Source organism: Tepidiforma sp. (genome assembly GCF_034432735.1).
Classification (GTDB): Bacteria; Chloroflexota; Dehalococcoidia; order Tepidiformales; family Tepidiformaceae; genus Tepidiforma.
This window is the reverse complement of record NZ_DAOUBJ010000115.1, coordinates 1-14642: the sequence shown is the minus strand read 5'-3', so window position 1 is coordinate 14642 and position 14642 is coordinate 1. Positions and strand designations below refer to the sequence as shown.

9 protein-coding genes, 1 pseudogene and 1 riboswitch are annotated in these 14642 nt (G+C 70.3%); of the genes and pseudogenes, 3 read left to right on the top strand and 7 right to left on the bottom strand.

The window, feature by feature from the left end; translation table 11 throughout:
• Together VAE53_RS10510 and VAE53_RS10505 are read right to left on the bottom strand one after the other, a co-directional pair.
• A pseudogene (locus VAE53_RS10510) lies at window positions 1-469 on the bottom strand (hypothetical protein); the annotation flags it as partial.
• Between the two features lie 369 nt (window positions 470-838).
• Window positions 839-2158 (bottom strand): hypothetical protein, encoded by a 1320-nt coding sequence (locus VAE53_RS10505; protein ID WP_322819330.1) that lies wholly within the window; start codon window positions 2156-2158, stop codon window positions 839-841.
• Window positions 2159-2288: 130 nt separating this feature from the next.
• On the opposite strand from VAE53_RS10505, the gene VAE53_RS10500 reads away from it, so the two are divergent.
• Window positions 2289-4625 (top strand): PAS domain S-box protein, encoded by a 2337-nt coding sequence (locus tag VAE53_RS10500; RefSeq protein ID WP_322819329.1) that lies wholly within the window; start codon window positions 2289-2291, stop codon window positions 4623-4625.
• Window positions 4626-4649: 24 nt separating this feature from the next.
• Here VAE53_RS10500 and VAE53_RS10495 read toward each other — a convergent pair whose 3' ends face one another.
• Both VAE53_RS10495 and VAE53_RS10490 read right to left on the bottom strand, forming a co-directional pair.
• Entirely contained in the window at window positions 4650-5537 is an 888-nt protein-coding gene (locus VAE53_RS10495; RefSeq protein WP_322819328.1) for a major capsid protein, read from the bottom strand.
• 75 nt (window positions 5538-5612) lie between these two features.
• The gene (locus VAE53_RS10490) at window positions 5613-7313 is read right to left on the bottom strand and encodes a SulP family inorganic anion transporter (RefSeq protein ID WP_322819327.1); all 1701 of its coding nucleotides are present in this window, start codon (window positions 7311-7313) and stop codon (window positions 5613-5615) included.
• A gap of 14 nt (window positions 7314-7327) precedes the next feature.
• A riboswitch (cyclic di-AMP (ydaO/yuaA leader) is annotated at window positions 7328-7456 on the bottom strand.
• Between the two features lie 186 nt (window positions 7457-7642).
• On the opposite strand from VAE53_RS10490, the gene VAE53_RS10485 reads away from it, so the two are divergent.
• Window positions 7643-9799, top strand: a complete 2157-nt coding sequence (locus VAE53_RS10485) for a glycogen debranching N-terminal domain-containing protein (RefSeq protein ID WP_322819326.1) — start codon at window positions 7643-7645, stop codon at window positions 9797-9799.
• A 117-nt stretch (window positions 9800-9916) separates the two neighbouring features.
• Window positions 9917-11023 (top strand): glycosyltransferase family 4 protein, encoded by a 1107-nt coding sequence (locus VAE53_RS10480; RefSeq protein ID WP_322819325.1) that lies wholly within the window; start codon window positions 9917-9919, stop codon window positions 11021-11023.
• Between the two features lie 21 nt (window positions 11024-11044).
• On the opposite strand, the gene VAE53_RS10475 is transcribed toward VAE53_RS10480, so the two are convergent.
• The 3 genes from VAE53_RS10475 to VAE53_RS10465 all read right to left on the bottom strand — a co-directional run.
• Window positions 11045-12010, bottom strand: a complete 966-nt coding sequence (locus VAE53_RS10475; protein ID WP_322819324.1) for a hypothetical protein — start codon at window positions 12008-12010, stop codon at window positions 11045-11047.
• Complete coding sequence (locus VAE53_RS10470) at window positions 12007-14022, bottom strand: methylmalonyl-CoA mutase family protein (RefSeq protein ID WP_369294049.1); 2016 nt, start codon at window positions 14020-14022, stop codon at window positions 12007-12009. Before VAE53_RS10470 ends, VAE53_RS10475 begins: the two co-directional genes overlap by 4 nt.
• A 272-nt stretch (window positions 14023-14294) precedes the next feature.
• On the bottom strand, window positions 14295-14642 hold a 348-nt coding region (locus VAE53_RS10465; protein WP_322819322.1), incomplete at its 5' end, for an electron transfer flavoprotein subunit alpha/FixB family protein.

Sequence of the window (14642 nt, the reverse complement as noted above, 5' to 3'; positions counted from 1 at the left end):
GGAAGGTGCCGGCGCCGCCGCTGCGATCGAAAATAGTGAACCCACCGTCGACCCCGACCCAGAGGAAGTCGTCGTTCCCCGGGTCGGTGGGCAGGCCGTTGGTGCTCGTGCCACTGCCCGTGTAGCTGCTGCGGGGGATGACCTTGTTGGTGCCTTTGGGGATACCCCCATCGGTGAAATCGTCGGGTGGCGGGTCGCTGGAGCTGTTCGCCCAGCTCGCCTGATAGGCGACGCCGTTGATCACCACGTCCCTGATGAGGACGAGCTTGCGGCTGTTCCCGCCGACGTAGGTCGACTTCGCCGTCCAGCTCCCATCGCACTGGCGGGAGGCCGTGTAGGTGTTGTGGTGCGCGAAGGCGCTGGTCGCGGCGCCGAGGGCGCCGATGGTGGCGATGATGACGGCGAAGAGCGCGGCTGCCAGGAGCGCGCTCTGCCGTCGCTTGCTCTTTCCGTAAAGTGCGAGTGTCATGATTCCTCCGTCCTCGCTGTGCCGGCTGTCCCTGGCCGGCGGTTCGAACTTGGGCGAACGCAGATTCCTCCCCGGCGTTCTCGTCCCCGTGGTTCCCTATCTGCTGGTCTCTGCGCTGCCTCCTGGGGTTTCCTGGCGCCGCCCACGCCACGGGGTGAGAACGGCTGCTTTCCCGAACGGTCACTGCGCGGCAACCCGGCCGCCGCGCTCGTGTCACTCTTCCCCACGATAGGGGAACCGTAAGTGAACACCACGGGGAGAATACGGGAAACCCCTGATGTATGTCAGTAGGAATTTTGTTAGAGGCTCGGGCGCGTTGGCGGGTCGGGGCTTCGGGGCACGCCGCGGGGAAGGCCCGCCAGCAGCCGACTAGGCGCCGCCCGGGAGGCCCCGGGCGACGCGCGGGCCGGGGAGGGCGGCGGCCGCGTGGAGGGCGAGGGCGAGGGCCGCGACGTAGTCGTCGTGTTCGCCGGTGGGCGCTTCCCAGTGGAGGATGCCGCCGATCCGTAGCGCCCGCCGGCAGGCCCGAAGCTGGCGCTGGCACTCCAGCCACTCGGGCGGGGCGTCGCGCCGGGCCGGGAGCAGAAGCCGCCCCGTTTCGCACGCGGCGACGAGCTCCCAGCCGAGGGCGCTCTTCGTTTGGGCGCTGAAGGCGACGGGGAGGAGGGCACGGCCGAGGTGGGGCTCCAAGGCGGCGGCGAGCGGCTGGCCGAGCCCGGTGGCATCGATGGCGAGCCGTTCGAGCCCCCAGCGGTGGGCGATGGCAGCGACCCGCGGGGCGAAACCCGCGAGGTCGCCGCCGGTCCACCGTTCGAAGGCGACGATCTCGAGCCGCCGCCCCGGCTGGAGGCGACCGATGGCCAGGACGGTGGCATCGGCACCCTCGCCGGCCGGGTCGAGCCCGGCGACGTACCGCTCGCCCGCCAGGGGGCCCGAGAGGAGCGGATGGCTGCCCTGGATGCGGGCGAGGGCCTCGTCGCCGAGCAGCCGCGCGCTCGTTCGGGAGGCGATCAGTTCGTATTGCGAGAGGAAGAGCGGGTTGCGGGCGCCGAGGCGCTCCCGTTCGCGTTCGACGTAGTGGCCGTAGATGGGCACTTCGCGGGCAACCTCCTGCCAGGTGACGGTGTAGTGGAGCGGGACGCCGGCAGCCATCCGCCCGGCGTTGCGGGCGACCGCGCGCTCGAGGAGGGACTCCCCATCCCAAGGGGTGCCGAAGAGCAAGGCGGGGGCACCGGTGGAGGCGGCCATCGGGCGAAACTGGCGGTCGAACCAGTCGGCATCGATGTCCTGCGCTTCGTCGGCCAGGAGGGCGATGCTGGCGGTGTGACCGGCCACCTGGGCGTGGCCGGAGGCGGAGAGGAAGATCGCCTCGGCGTTGCCGCAGCGCAGGCGAGATTCGGCGCGCAAGGGCCGCAGCCCGGCCAGGCGGGCCGCCGGCTCGAGGATGGCGCAGGTGCGTTCGAGGCTGATGACGGCTTGCGGGTGGAAGGTCGGCGCACAGACCACGATGCTCCCGCCGCGGCGGGCGTGGGCCAGGAGGAGGGCGGTGACGATGGTGGCGGCGAGCTGGTTCTTGCCCGACTGGCGGGGCATCAGCAGGGTGAACTGCTCGTGCCGGGCGAGCAACAGGCCGCGGCAGAGGGGGAGAAAGACGCGGCGCTGGTAGGCGCGGAGCGGCGGGGCGGCCATGGGGCCAGGGTGCGCCGCCCCCCGCCGAGGGCCAAGCGGGCGCCGTCGCAGCAGGACTCCAGCGGACGCCTCGGTGTGTCGAAAGTTACGGCAGAGGGCGGAGCCTGCGCGCTCCGCCGGGAGGGTAGCGATGCGCACCGGGCGACTCTGGGGGGCGTTCCGCCGCGCCATCGGCTGGCGAGCGGTCCCGTTGGCGGTGGTGGTGCTGGGGCTCACGGGGACGGCGCTGCTGGCTGCCCAGGCGGAGGCGAACGGGGCCGCGCGCAACCGCGAGCACCTCGACGCGGAAGCGAACCACGCCGTGGAACGGCTCGAGGCGCGGCTGGCGGCCTACGAAGATGTATTGCTCGCCGGCGCAGCGCTCTTCGGCACCTCGGAGATGGTCTCGGCCGACGAATGGCGCACCTTCATCCAGGGGATGCGGGTGAGCCAGCGCTACCCGGGCTTCCGCTCCCTCGGCTACGCGCCGGTGGTGCCAGAGGAGGAGCTGCCGGCGTTCGCGGCGAAGGCGGGGCCGGGCGGGCGGCCCGTGCAGGTGAAGGGCGTCGCGGGGCACGTGCCGAACGACGGCGGCGTCGCCTGGGTGGTCCAGTACGTGGAGCCGTTGGAGGGCAATGAGGGTTCGATCGGGCTCCGCTTCGACGGGGCGCCCATCCAACGGCAAGCAGCCCTCGACGCGGCGGCCTCGGGCTGGATGCAGATGACGGCGCCGGTGCCGCTCGTGCGCGACGGGGCGCAGGGGTTCATCCTCTTCGTTCCGGTTTACCGGGAGCGGCCGGCGCCGCTGGAGCCGGAGCGGCGGGTGGCCGCTACCCAGGGATGGGTGTTCGCCGTGTTCGAACAGGCGGCGTTCTATCGTGCCGCCCTCGGGGCGCTCTCGGCGGAAGTGGAGATTACCGTCGTCGATGAATCGTCGCCGGAGAGCCCGGTGCTCTACGCGAGCGGCGGGCAGCCGAAGGGGGAGCTGCGGACGGTACGGCGGGCGGAGCTGGCGGGCCGTGCGGTGCGGATCGAGGTACGCCCGGGGGCCGCCTTCCCGTATTCGAACGCGGCCCTGGCGAACGCGACCCGCCTCGGCGGCGGGGCGCTCACCTTCCTCGCTGCGGCAATGGCGTGGCTGCTCCAGGGCTGGCGGCGGCGCGCGGAGCAGCTCGCCGCCCGGCGCACGGAGGAGCTGGCGGAAACCTTGGCGCTCCAGCGAGCGATCGTCGATGGGGCCGGCCTGGCGATCCTCGCGACCGACAGGGAGGGGCGGATCACCCGGGCGAATCCGGCCGCGGAGGCGATCCTGGGGCGGTCGGAGGCCGAGCTGCAGGCGCTCGGGTCGGTCGAAACGCTCGCCGTCGAAAGCGGGGGGCGGGGGATGGCCGACCTCCTGGAGCGCGTCGCCGCCGAGGGGGTGGTCCAGCGCGAATGGGAATACACCCGGCCGGACGGGAGCCGGGCCTGGATCTGGGTGGCCATCTCGGCGCTGCCCGGACTGGGCGGGGGGAAGGGCGGGTTCGTCTTCGTCGGGCGCGACGTGACCGCGGAGCGCGCCGTCGAGCGAGACCGCGACCGCATCTTCGAGTTTTCCATCGACATGCTGGCGATCGTGACGGCCAAGGGGCGGTTCAAGCGGGTGAGCCCGGCCTGGGAGCGGACGCTCGGGTGGCGGCCGGAGCAGCTACTCGGCGAGAGCCTTTGGCATTTCGTCCACCCCGACGACCGGGTCGAACAGCTTGCGCGGGCGCAAGCCGTCCTGGCGGGCGAGAACGCCTACGACCTGCGGGGGCGGTTCCGGCACGCCGACGGCAGCTGGCGATGGGTCTCCTTCAACGCCTCGGCGGTCACGGACGAGGAGAGCTACATCGTGGCGCGCGACGTCACGGAGCTGATGCTGGCCCAACAGGAGATGGAAGAGACGATGGAAGTGTTGCGCGCCAACGCGATCGCGCTGGAGGAGCAGGCGCAGGAGCTGGACCGCCTGCGGGTGGAGGCCGAATACCTGGCCAACCACGATGCGCTCACGGGCGTGCTGAACCGGCGGGCGTGGTTCCACCAGGCGGCCCTGCACACGCCAACGGCGATCGCGATTTTCGATATCGACTTCTTCAAGAAGATCAACGACACCTACGGGCACCCGGCGGGCGATGTGGTGCTCCGGGAGGTAGCGCGGCGGCTCGATGCCACCGTGGACACGGCGGGGATGGTGGGCCGAATCGGCGGCGAGGAGTTCGCCGTCTTCTTCACGGTGCCCGCCGGCGAGGCGAAGGAGACGGCGCTGCGGTGCATCGGCGAGGTCGCCCGCGAACCGGTCGCCATCGGCGGAGGGCTGGAGCTGCGGGTCACCCTCAGCGGCGGCTTCGCGCCGTGGCAGGACCCACCCGAAGGGCGCCCGCTCGACGCCCTCTCGGCGACGTACGAAGCGGCGGACCGCGCGCTCTACCGGGCCAAGGAGGCGGGGCGGCACCGGCTCGTGGCCTGAGCACCCCGCCTCCTGCGCGGGCTTTTAGGGGCGGACGCCGACCAGTTTCGCGAGCTTCACGGAGTTGAAGAGCGCCAAGCCGGCGTACCACTTCACGCGGATGCGGCTCGCATCCTTGGTTTCCAAGCTCCCGACCCGTTCGACGGTGAGGCCGCCCGGCGCGGTGAGCCCCACAAGGCCACCCTCGCCGAACTGCATGGCGTAGATGGTGCTGCAGTCGCTGCTGGTGCCGAGGGGCTGGTCGTCGGCGATGTAGTCGTTGAGGCCGATGGGGATGCCGTCGTAGTACTGGACCATCCGGCCGAATTCGTCGCGGTCGGCCTCGAGGAAGCCACCGGCGGCGCGGGCGATTTCGTTGAGCGTCCGGCGGGTCCGCCGGCTCATGAGGAGGAGGTCGGGCTTGCCGCCGCGCACGCGGTCGATGAGCTCGTCGAGCTTTTCGAGCGTGAGCGTGCCGCCGTTCGGCCCCATGGAGACGACTTGGGCAGGATCGCAGAGGCGGTCGATGCCATCGAAGCTGCGCGGGTTGGCGGTCGCATCGCCGTTGATGAAGGTGTCATCGAAGAGGGCCTGCACGGCGCGCGCCTTGAGCTGGACGATGGCCGCCTCGAGGTCCTGCAGGTTGGAGCGGGTGGCCTTGAGGAAGTTGTCGATATCGGCATCGCCGCCGAGGATGCGGAGGGTGGCGGTGGCCTGGGTGAAGGTCGGCGTGCTCTCGGCCCAATCGTCGCCGACGTCGTAGAAGTTGGCCGTGGGCGGGACGTTTTCGCGATTGTAGGTGAGGCCGTTGCCGACGATTTCGATGAACGGCAGGCGCTGGAGGACGGGGCTTTCCTGCGCGATCGTCTCGATGACGCCGGCGAGGAGGGTATCGTTGCTGAGCTTCGAGGCTTCGACGAGGGTGAGGGCCACGGGCGGCTGACCTCCGGTACGAGATTGACCGGGCCAGCGTGCGGCCGCGACGGCCTCAGCTCCGAGGGGCACCTGTCACGATGCGCGCGCGAGGGCGTCGGCGGTGCGTTCGTGGTCGGGGGGCGGCAGCTCCGGGTGGTCGATGCTCGCGATGGCGCACTTCGTATGCTCGAAGACGTTTTCCTGCCCGAGGAGGTCGAGGATCCCGAACCGCCCGAGAACGGGGCGAATCTCCGGCTGGATCGCCGTGAGGATGACCCGCCCACCGTGACGCTGGCGATGCTCGATGATGCCCTCGAGGGTGAGGAGGCCGGTGGTATCGATGTGGTGGATGTCCTTCATCCGTAGGATGAGGGGGCGGTGCGCATCGCCCTCGAGCTGGTATTCGAACGAACGCGCACTGTGGAACGAAAGCAAGCCTTGGACGCTGAAAATGTCGATGTCGGGGCGTGAGCGAATGAGGGCAGCGAGGTCGTCGGACACCTGGGCGATACGGCCGTTCGGGTCGGGGAGAAGGGCCGCCGCCGCCGGCATCGTCGAAAGCCGGCGGACGAGCAGTACCGTCGACGCGAGCACGCCGAAGCCGATCGCGTAGGTGAGGTCGAAGAAGAGGGTCATCGCGATGGTGGCCACGAGGACAACGGCATCCTCGCGCGGCGCGCGACGGAGCAGGCGGGTCACCTCCGGCACCTCGGCGATCTTCCAAGCCGTGACGAGCAAAATGGCAGCCAGCGTGGTGAGGGGGATGTGACCCGCGAGCGGACCGAGCGCCACCGTGAGGGCAAGCACAGTCGCCGAATGGACAACGCCAGCAACGCGGGAGGTAGCGCCGGCGCGGATGCTGGCGGCGGTTCGGGCGATGGCGGCCGTGGCCGGGATGCCGCCGAAGATGGGGCTGACGAGATTGGCGATGCCCTGGGCGCGCAGTTCCCTATCCGCATCGTGGCGGATGCGCTGGCCGGCCATCCCATCGGCGACGACGGCGGAGAGCAGCGACTCGACGCCGCCGAGGATGGCCACGGCAATGGCCGGCTGGATGAGGTCCACCACGAGGCCGGTGTCGAAGAAAGCGAGCGACGGCCGGGGCAGTTGGAGCGGCAGTTCGCCGTACTTGCTGGCGATGGTCGGGGTTTCGAGGCCGAGTGACCAGGCCGCCGCCGTCACCGCGACCACGGCAACGAGCGGTGCAGGGATGCGACCATCGATGCGCGGCCAGGCGATCAGGATGGCGAGCGAAGCGAAACCGACGAGCGGCGTGGTCCAGCCGACCGTTCCGAGGTGGCGAAGCGTATCGAAGGTGCGCTCGTGGAAGTGCTCGGCTGCGGGGTTCGTCCCCGTGACGCCCAGCAGGGCGTTGAGCTGGCCAAAGGCGATGGAAAGCGCGATCCCCGCGGTAAAGCCAACGATGACGGTGCCCGGCATGTAGCGCACGAGGCGTCCGAAGCGCAGCAGCCCCATCACGATGAGGATCGTTCCCGCCATCAGCCCCACCATGGGCAGCGCTCCCGCCCCATGGGTAAGAACGACGTGGCTGAGCAGCGGCACGAGCGCTGCCGTCGGCCCGGTGATGTTGTAGCGAGAGCCGCCAAAGATGCTCGCCGCTGCCCCCGCGAAGACGGCCGTATAGAGGCCGGCAATGGGCGGGACGCCCACCGCTACGGCCAGTGCAATCGAAAGCGGGAGGGCAATGATGCCGGCCACGACACCGGCGACGAGGTTGGAGCGAAGTTCGGCGGGCGCCAGGCCTCGAGGGCGCCACACGGCACGAAGCGGCACAGGCAGTACTCCAGCGGTTCGCTTCCCGGGCCTGCGGGGTGAGCTGGCGGGTTCGGGCGGAAGCACCCGTCCTCAGTCGTGGAGGATTCACCCTGAAAGGGCGGTTCCCCCGCTCCGCACTGCGGATTCGGCCTCCTGTCGATGCACGACAGGCTCGTGGCCTGATTGTCGAATTCGCGCCGATTACGCTCTAGAGAACCCCAAATACCGATATCGCTTACTGAACTCAGCATTCACGTCACATTTGTCCTCGGTTGGCCCCGCCCGGGAGTGGCCGCTCGGAGCGGGCAGCGGCAGAATGGGCGGTGAGAGAGCAGCCGATCGCGCCGATGCGCAGGAACAGCGAGGCCCAGGGGAGTGCGTGGTTGCCGGTGGGCGAAGAGCCCCAACCGGCCGGCTCGATCACCGATTGCGTCATCCTCCGCAACGAGGGCATCTCGCTCGTGGCGCTCGCGGGCGGCGACATCGATGCCGCCCAGCACGAAGCGACGGGCCTCTACCGCTGCGACACGCGCCACCTCTCGCGCCTCCGCCTCACCCTCGGCGGGCTCGCGCCGATCCTGCTCGATGCGAGCCAAGACGGAGCCGTCTTCTCGGCCGTGTTCACCAACCCGGCGATGGCCGAGCCCGGCGGACCCGTCGTGCCGGCGCGGGCGCTCCTCATCCGCCGGCGGCGCGTCCTCGGCCGTGGGCTGGTCGAAAGCCTCACCATCTCGAATTACCACCCCGAGCCGCAGGCCATCGACCTGCGGCTCGACGTGGAGGCCGACTTCCGCGATATCTTCGAGGTCCGAGGCTTCGAGCGGCGCTCGCCCCGGCCGCGGGGAGAGGTGGTCATCGGGCGCGCCGGTGTGCGCTACCGGGCGACGGGCGCCGACGGGGTCACCCGGCAGACGACCGTGCGCTTCGACCCACCGCCGACGCGAATGGGGCCGGGGGGCGCCGTCTATCGGCTCACGCTCGAACCACGCCAAACGGTGGTGCTCGACCTCCGCGTGAACCCGGGCGAGGCCGTCGAGCGCCAGCCGCTGCCACAGGTGATCGCCCGTGTCCAGCGAGAGGAACGCGCCTTCCTCGCCGAAGCGACCGCCTTCCAGTGCGATTACGAGCCCTTGAACTACGCCGTCGAACAGGCGCTGCGCGATATCCGCGCGTTGCGCACCTCGGTCGATGGGGTCGAGTTCATCGCTGCCGGGGTGCCGTGGTTCGACACGCTCTTCGGGCGCGACAGCCTGATCGCGGGGATGTTCCTCGCGCCCTGGGCGCCGCGATTGTTGCGCGGCGGGCTGGAAGTGCTCGCCCGCTACCAGGCCGACCGACACGACCCAGCGAGCGATGCAGCCCCCGGCAAGATTCCGCACGAGCTGCGCTGGGGCGAGCTGGCGGCCATCGGCGAGGTGCCCTTCGGCAAGTACTACGGCAGCGTCGATGCGACGCCGCTCTTCATCGTGGCGGCCGAGGAGTACTTCGCCTGGACCGGCGACCGCGAGGCGGTGCGAAGCCTCTGGCCAGCCCTCCAGGCCGCAGCCGGCTGGTGCCTCGGTGAGCTCGAACGCCACGGCGGCGTCATCGCCTACGCCCGCGAATCGGCGGCCGGGCTCGAGAACCAAGGCTGGAAGGATTCCCACGACGCTATCCGCTGGCCTGACGGCCGGCTCGTCGAACCGCCGATCGCCCTCGTCGAAGTGCAGGCCTACACCTGGGCCGCGCTGCGCGCCTACGCCCGGCTGGCGAGCGTTTGCGGCGAGACCGCCGAGGGCGCGGAGGCCGCCGCCGAGCGGGTCGCCGCCATCCTCGAGGAACGCTTCGCCGATGCGACGCTCGGCTATGCCCTCTGCCTCGAACGGGCGCGCGTGCCCGTCCCCACGCCGGCTTCGAATGCGGGCCACGTGCTCTGGCTGGGCGATCCGGCGCCGGCGCACGCCGCGGCCTTCGCCGACCGCGCCTTCCAGTCGGACCTCTTCACGGGCTGGGGGGTGCGGACGCTCGCGCTTTCCGTCCCCGGCTACAACCCGCTCGGCTACCATACCGGCTCCGTTTGGCCCCACGACAATGCCATCCTCCTCGCGGGGCTCCGGCGGCTCGGCTTCGACGACCTCGCGCGCACGCTCGGGACGGCGTTCATCGAGGCCGCGCTCGCCTTCCCCGCCTCCCGCATCCCCGAGCTGTATTGCGGCGACCCGCGGGAGCTGCGCCTCGTGCCGACCCCTTACCCGGTGGCCTCGCGGCCACAGGCCTGGTCGGCAGCGAGCCTGCCGTTCGTCCTTTCGACGCTCCTCGGCCTGCGGCCGGCGGGGCCGGCCACGCTCGCCATCACGCGGCCCATCCTCCCCGGGATGGTGGAGTGGGTGCGGCTGCGCAATCTCCGCTTCGCCGGCGCGGCCGTCGACCTCGCCTTCCGCCGGGGCGCCGCCGGCGTGGCCGTCGAAGTGGAGGATGTGCGGGGCGACATCGCCATCGTCCTCACCGATCGCTGGCCCCGCTGAAGCACTGCGAGGGGGCTCTGTCGCTCTTGACGTGCATCCGATGCCGTCGAAAGAATGTCGGCAGGCGCCTTCCGAGCGGTAGGCGCTGCTTTTGCCTTCGAACCGGGAGCGTAAACGATGGAGACGATGCGGATTGCGATCGTTGCGCCGCCGTGGTTCGCGGTCCCGCCGACGGGCTACGGCGGCATCGAGCTGGTGGTGAGCTACCTCGCCGATGGGCTCGCCCGGCGCGGCCACGCGGTGACGCTCTTCGCGGCCGGTGGCTCGCGCACCGAGGCGCAGCTCGTCGCCACCTTCGCCGAACCGCCTTCGGCGCTGCTCGGGAGCGTCACCGTCGAAGCGCAGCACATCCTCGCTGCCTACGACCGCTGGCGGGAGTTCGACCTGATCCACGACCACACCTTCCTCGGGCCGGTCGTGGGCGCGGCGCTGCCCGTGCCCGTGGTCCATACGCTCCACGGGCCGGTGACGGCCGAGAATCGCGACCTGATCCACGCCTTGGGCCAGCGGGTCCAGCTCGTGGCGATCAGCCACCACCAGCGGTCGACGCTCCCCGCCGGCGTCCGCGCGACGGTCATCCACAATGGGGTCGACCCGGCCGCCTTCCCGTTCCGCGAGAGCCCGGGCGACTACCTGCTCTTCTGCGGGCGGATCAACCCAGAGAAAGGCCCCGTGCAGGCGATCGAGATCGCCCGCCGGGCGGGGCTCCCCCTGCTCATGGTGGTGAAGATCAACGAACAGCTGGAGCGGGAGTACTGGGAAGCGGAGGTCCGCCCGCGCCTGCGCGGCCTCGATGTCGAGGTGAAAGAGCAGCCCCCCACGGAGGAGAAGCTGCGCGCCTACCGCGATGCGCTCGCCACGCTCTTCCCCATCCAGTGGCCCGAGCCGTTCGGCTTGGTGATGATCGAATCGATGGCGACGGGCACGCCGGTCATCGCCTTCCGGAACGGGTCGGTGCCTGAAGTGGTTCAGGACGGGGTGACCGGCATCATCTGCGGGGGTGTGGAGGAGGCGGCTGAGGCCGCCTGGCGAGCGAAGGAGCTCGACCGGCGCGAGTGCCGCCGGCGCGTCGAGCGCCATTTCAGCGCGGCGCTCAATGTGCTCCGCCACGAGCAGCTCTACCGCGCGGTGCTCGCCGAAGGCGCGCGCCGCGAGGGCGCGGCCCAGCTTCCGCTCCGCCTCGATCCGGCCCCGGGCGCGGTCGACGGCGCCAGCCCGGCCTGAGCGCGGGGGCGATCGCTCGGCCTAGGCGAAGGGGTCGCACGGGGCCCTGTACGCTGCCTGCGCGGCCTCGAAGCCCCCGGCCCGTTCGAGGAGGTTCGCCGCGCCGCCCTGCCGTTCGAGCAGCGTCAGGCCGAAACGGCCGTACTCGTCCCGTACCCACTTCTCGAGGAAGTAGCGGTCGCGCTGCGAGCGGGCCGCCTCGTCGTGGACCGTGCGGTGTTCGACGAGGTCATCGAGGACGTCATCCAGCCCCTCACCGGAGATGGCGCTGGTGCGGAAGACCGGCGGCGGCGCGGGTTCGCCGGGGCGCGCGAAATCGATGCTCGCGCGGAGGGCGTGGTAGCTCCGCCGGGCGGCAGCGCCCACGTCGCACTTATTGAGAATGAAGGCGTGGGGCACCTCCATGATGCCCGCCTTCATGAACTGGATTTGGTCGCCGCCCAGCGGTTGGAGCACAAGGTAGACCCGGTCGGCCAGCCGTTCGATTTCGATTTCGCTCTGGCCGATGCCGACCGTCTCGACGAAGACGATGTCGAACAGCCGCTCCAGCAACCGAACGACGGGATAGGTCGCCCGACCCATGCCGCCGAGCTCCCGGTCGGAAGGCTGGCTGCGAAAGTAGAGGCGGCGCTCGCCGATGGGGAAGTGGACGCGCGTCCGGTCGCCGAGGATGGAGCCACCGCTGCGGTGGCTCGATGGGTCGATCGCGAGGACGGCGACGGTGGCGGCGGGGTCGCGGGCGATGAGCCGCGCGGCGAGCTCGCCGACGAGCGTCGATTTGCCGCTCCCGGGGGTGCCCGTGAAGCCAGCGACCATGGCGCGGGGCCGGGCGCCACGTGCCTCGAGGGCGGCGATGGCAGCCGCCTTCTCCGCGACGGCCTCGGGGCGCGGATCCTCGAACCGCCGGACGAGCTGGGCGAGCGGCCACTTTTCGAGCGCGATGGCGCCCGCGACGAGCGATGCGATGTCCCCGGCGGCGTCGCTCACCGGGCGCGAACGCCCGCCTGTTCTTCGACGACGTCCATGATCCGGCTCATCACATCGGCGAGGTCGAAGTCGGCAGGGGTGAAGATCTGGCGCGCGCCGAGGGCGCGGAGCGCCTCGTGGTCGTCCTTCGGGATGATGCCACCGACGATGACGGGGATGGCATCGCCCGCCCCGGCCGCGCGCAGCCCGTCGATCACCTGACGCGTGAGGTCGAGGTGGCTCCCGGAGAGGATGGAGAGGCCGATGACATCGGCGGCCTCTTCGATGGCGCTCTGGACGATCTCCTCCGGCGTGAGGCGGATGCCCGAGTAAACGACATCGAACCCACAGTGGCGAGCAGCCACGGCGATCACCTCCGCACCGTTGGAGTGGCCATCGAGCCCCGGCTTGCCGACCACGATCCGCGGGCGATGGCCCGTTCGGCGCACGAACTCCTCGGCCCGGCGGCGAACGTCGGCCACACGGTCGCTATCGACGAACAGGCGCTGGCCTTCGACGCCCGTCGGCGGGCGGTATTCCCCGAAGACGCGGCGCAGGGTATCGGCCCACTCGCCGGTCGTCACCCGGGCGAGTGCGCAGGCGATCGAGGGCTCCATCATGTTGCGACCCTCCCGAGCGGCCGCTTCGAGCGCGGCGAGCGCCGCCGCTACCTGCGCCTGGTCGCGCTTCGCCTTCACGGCAGCGAGCGATTCCAGCGTCCGGCGCGTCTCGGCTTCGTCGACGCGGAAGATGCCGCCATCTTCGCCCGTGGTCAGCGGCGAGGGGAGGCCATCGGTCCAGCGGTTGACGCCGACGATGACGAGTTCGCCCGAGTTGATCTTGCTGACCCGTTCCGACATCGAGCGGACGAGTTGCGATTTGAGGTAGCCGGATTCGACGGCGGCGCGGATGCCCCCCATCGCTTCGATGCGGGCGATCTCTTCTCGCGCCTCGCGCTTCAGCTCTTCGACTTTGGATTCGATGACGACGGAGCCATCGAAGAGGTCCGGGTATTCGAGCAGGTCCGTCTCGTAGGCGAGGATCTGCTGCAGGCGGAGCGACCACTGCTGATCCCACGGCCGGGGAAGGGAGAGGGCCTCGTTCCAAGCGGGGAGCTGCAGCGCGCGGCAGCGGGCCTTGCGCGAGAGGGTGACGCCCAACGCCTCGATCAGGATTCGCCAGGCGTTGTTTTCCGGCTGTTGTTCGGTGAGGCCGAGCGAGTTGACCTGCACCCCGTAGCGGAAGAGCCGTTGCTTCGGATCCTGGACGCCGTAGCGTTCGCGGGTGATCTCGTCCCAGAGCTCGACGAAGGCGCGCATCTTGCACATCTCTTCGATGAAGCGGATCCCGGAGTTCACGAAGAACGAGATGCGCCCGACGATCTCGGGGAACCGATCGGCGGGGACGACCCTGCGCTCGCGGATGGTATCGAGCACGCCGATGGCGTTGGCGAGCGCGAAGGCGAGCTCCTGGACGGGGGTGGCCCCGGCCTCCTGCAGGTGGTAGCTACAGATGTTGGAGGCGTTCCACTTGGGCAGGTTGTCGAGGCAGTATTCGTACATCTCGGCGATGAGCCGGAGGCTCGCCTCCGGCGGGAAGATGTACGTGCCCCGGGCGAGGTACTCCTTGATGATGTCGTTCTGGGTGGTGCCCTGGAGCTTCCGAACGTCTTCGCCCCGCTCGCGGGCGACGCCGATGTAGAGCGCGAGCAGCCACATCGCCGTGGCGTTGATCGTCATCGAGGTATTCATCTCCGCAAGGGGAATGCCCTCGAAGAGCTGGTGCATGTCGTCGATCGTGTTGATGGGCACCCCGACCTTGCCGACTTCCGGGAGCGCGAGCGGGTGGTCGGAGGAGTAGCCTGTCTGGGTGGGGAGGTCGAAGGCGACCGAGAGCCCCGTCTGGCCCGCGGCGAGGTTCTTCCGGTAGAGGGCGTTCGAAGCGGCCGCGCTCGAGTGGCCGGCGTAGGTGCGAAAGATCCAGGGGCGATCCTTCGTCACGTTGCCCTCGGCGTCGTAGAGGCGGTGTGGCAGGCGCTCGGCGGGGGCCTGCCCAGGGTCGTTGGATGAGCTCACGCCACCCCTCCGGGTTCGAGATGGGTCGCAACCGGCGCGCGGACGGGGATCGGTGCCGGCGATGTACCACGTATGGTACAGGTCCGACGAGGCAACGTTCGAACGCGCCCGTTGGGCCACGGGCGCTTCGCCGCTAGCGAAGCGCCCTGCGCGTGGCCGCCAAAGAAGCCGGCGGGGGCGAGAGGACACGGCCCCCGCCCCCGGCGGCTTCGATGTGCTCGGTGCTCCCGCTACTGGAGCTTCTTGATCTCCTCGATGATCGCCGGGACGACTTTGCGGTAGTCCTCGATGATGGCGTACTTGGCCACTTTGACCATGTTGGCGTCCGGGTCCTTGTTGATCGCGACGATGTTCTTGGAGCCGGACATCCCGGCCATGTGCTGGCTGGCGCCGGAGATGGCGACGGCGATGTAGAGATTGGGGGAGACGACCTTGCCGGTCAGCCCGACTTGCTGGCTGGGTGGGTACCAGCCGAGGTCGCAGGCGGCCCGGCTCGCCCCTGTTGCGCCCTTCAACAGCGCGGCGAGCTCTTCGAGCATCTTGAACGCGGAGGGGTCGCCGAGGCCGCGGCCGCCCGA

What these genes read in the sequence shown, in the direction of transcription:
- VAE53_RS10480 (WP_322819325.1), top strand. Translation starts at nt 9,917, where the DNA reads ATGGAGACGATGCGGATTGCGATCGTTGCGCCGCCGTGGTTCGCGGTC.
- VAE53_RS10505 (WP_322819330.1), bottom strand. Translation starts at nt 2,158, where the DNA reads ATGGCCGCCCCGCCGCTCCGCGCCTACCAGCGCCGCGTCTTTCTCCCC.
- VAE53_RS10485 (WP_322819326.1), top strand. Translation starts at nt 7,643, where the DNA reads ATGCGCAGGAACAGCGAGGCCCAGGGGAGTGCGTGGTTGCCGGTGGGC.
- VAE53_RS10500 (WP_322819329.1), top strand. Translation starts at nt 2,289, where the DNA reads ATGCGCACCGGGCGACTCTGGGGGGCGTTCCGCCGCGCCATCGGCTGG.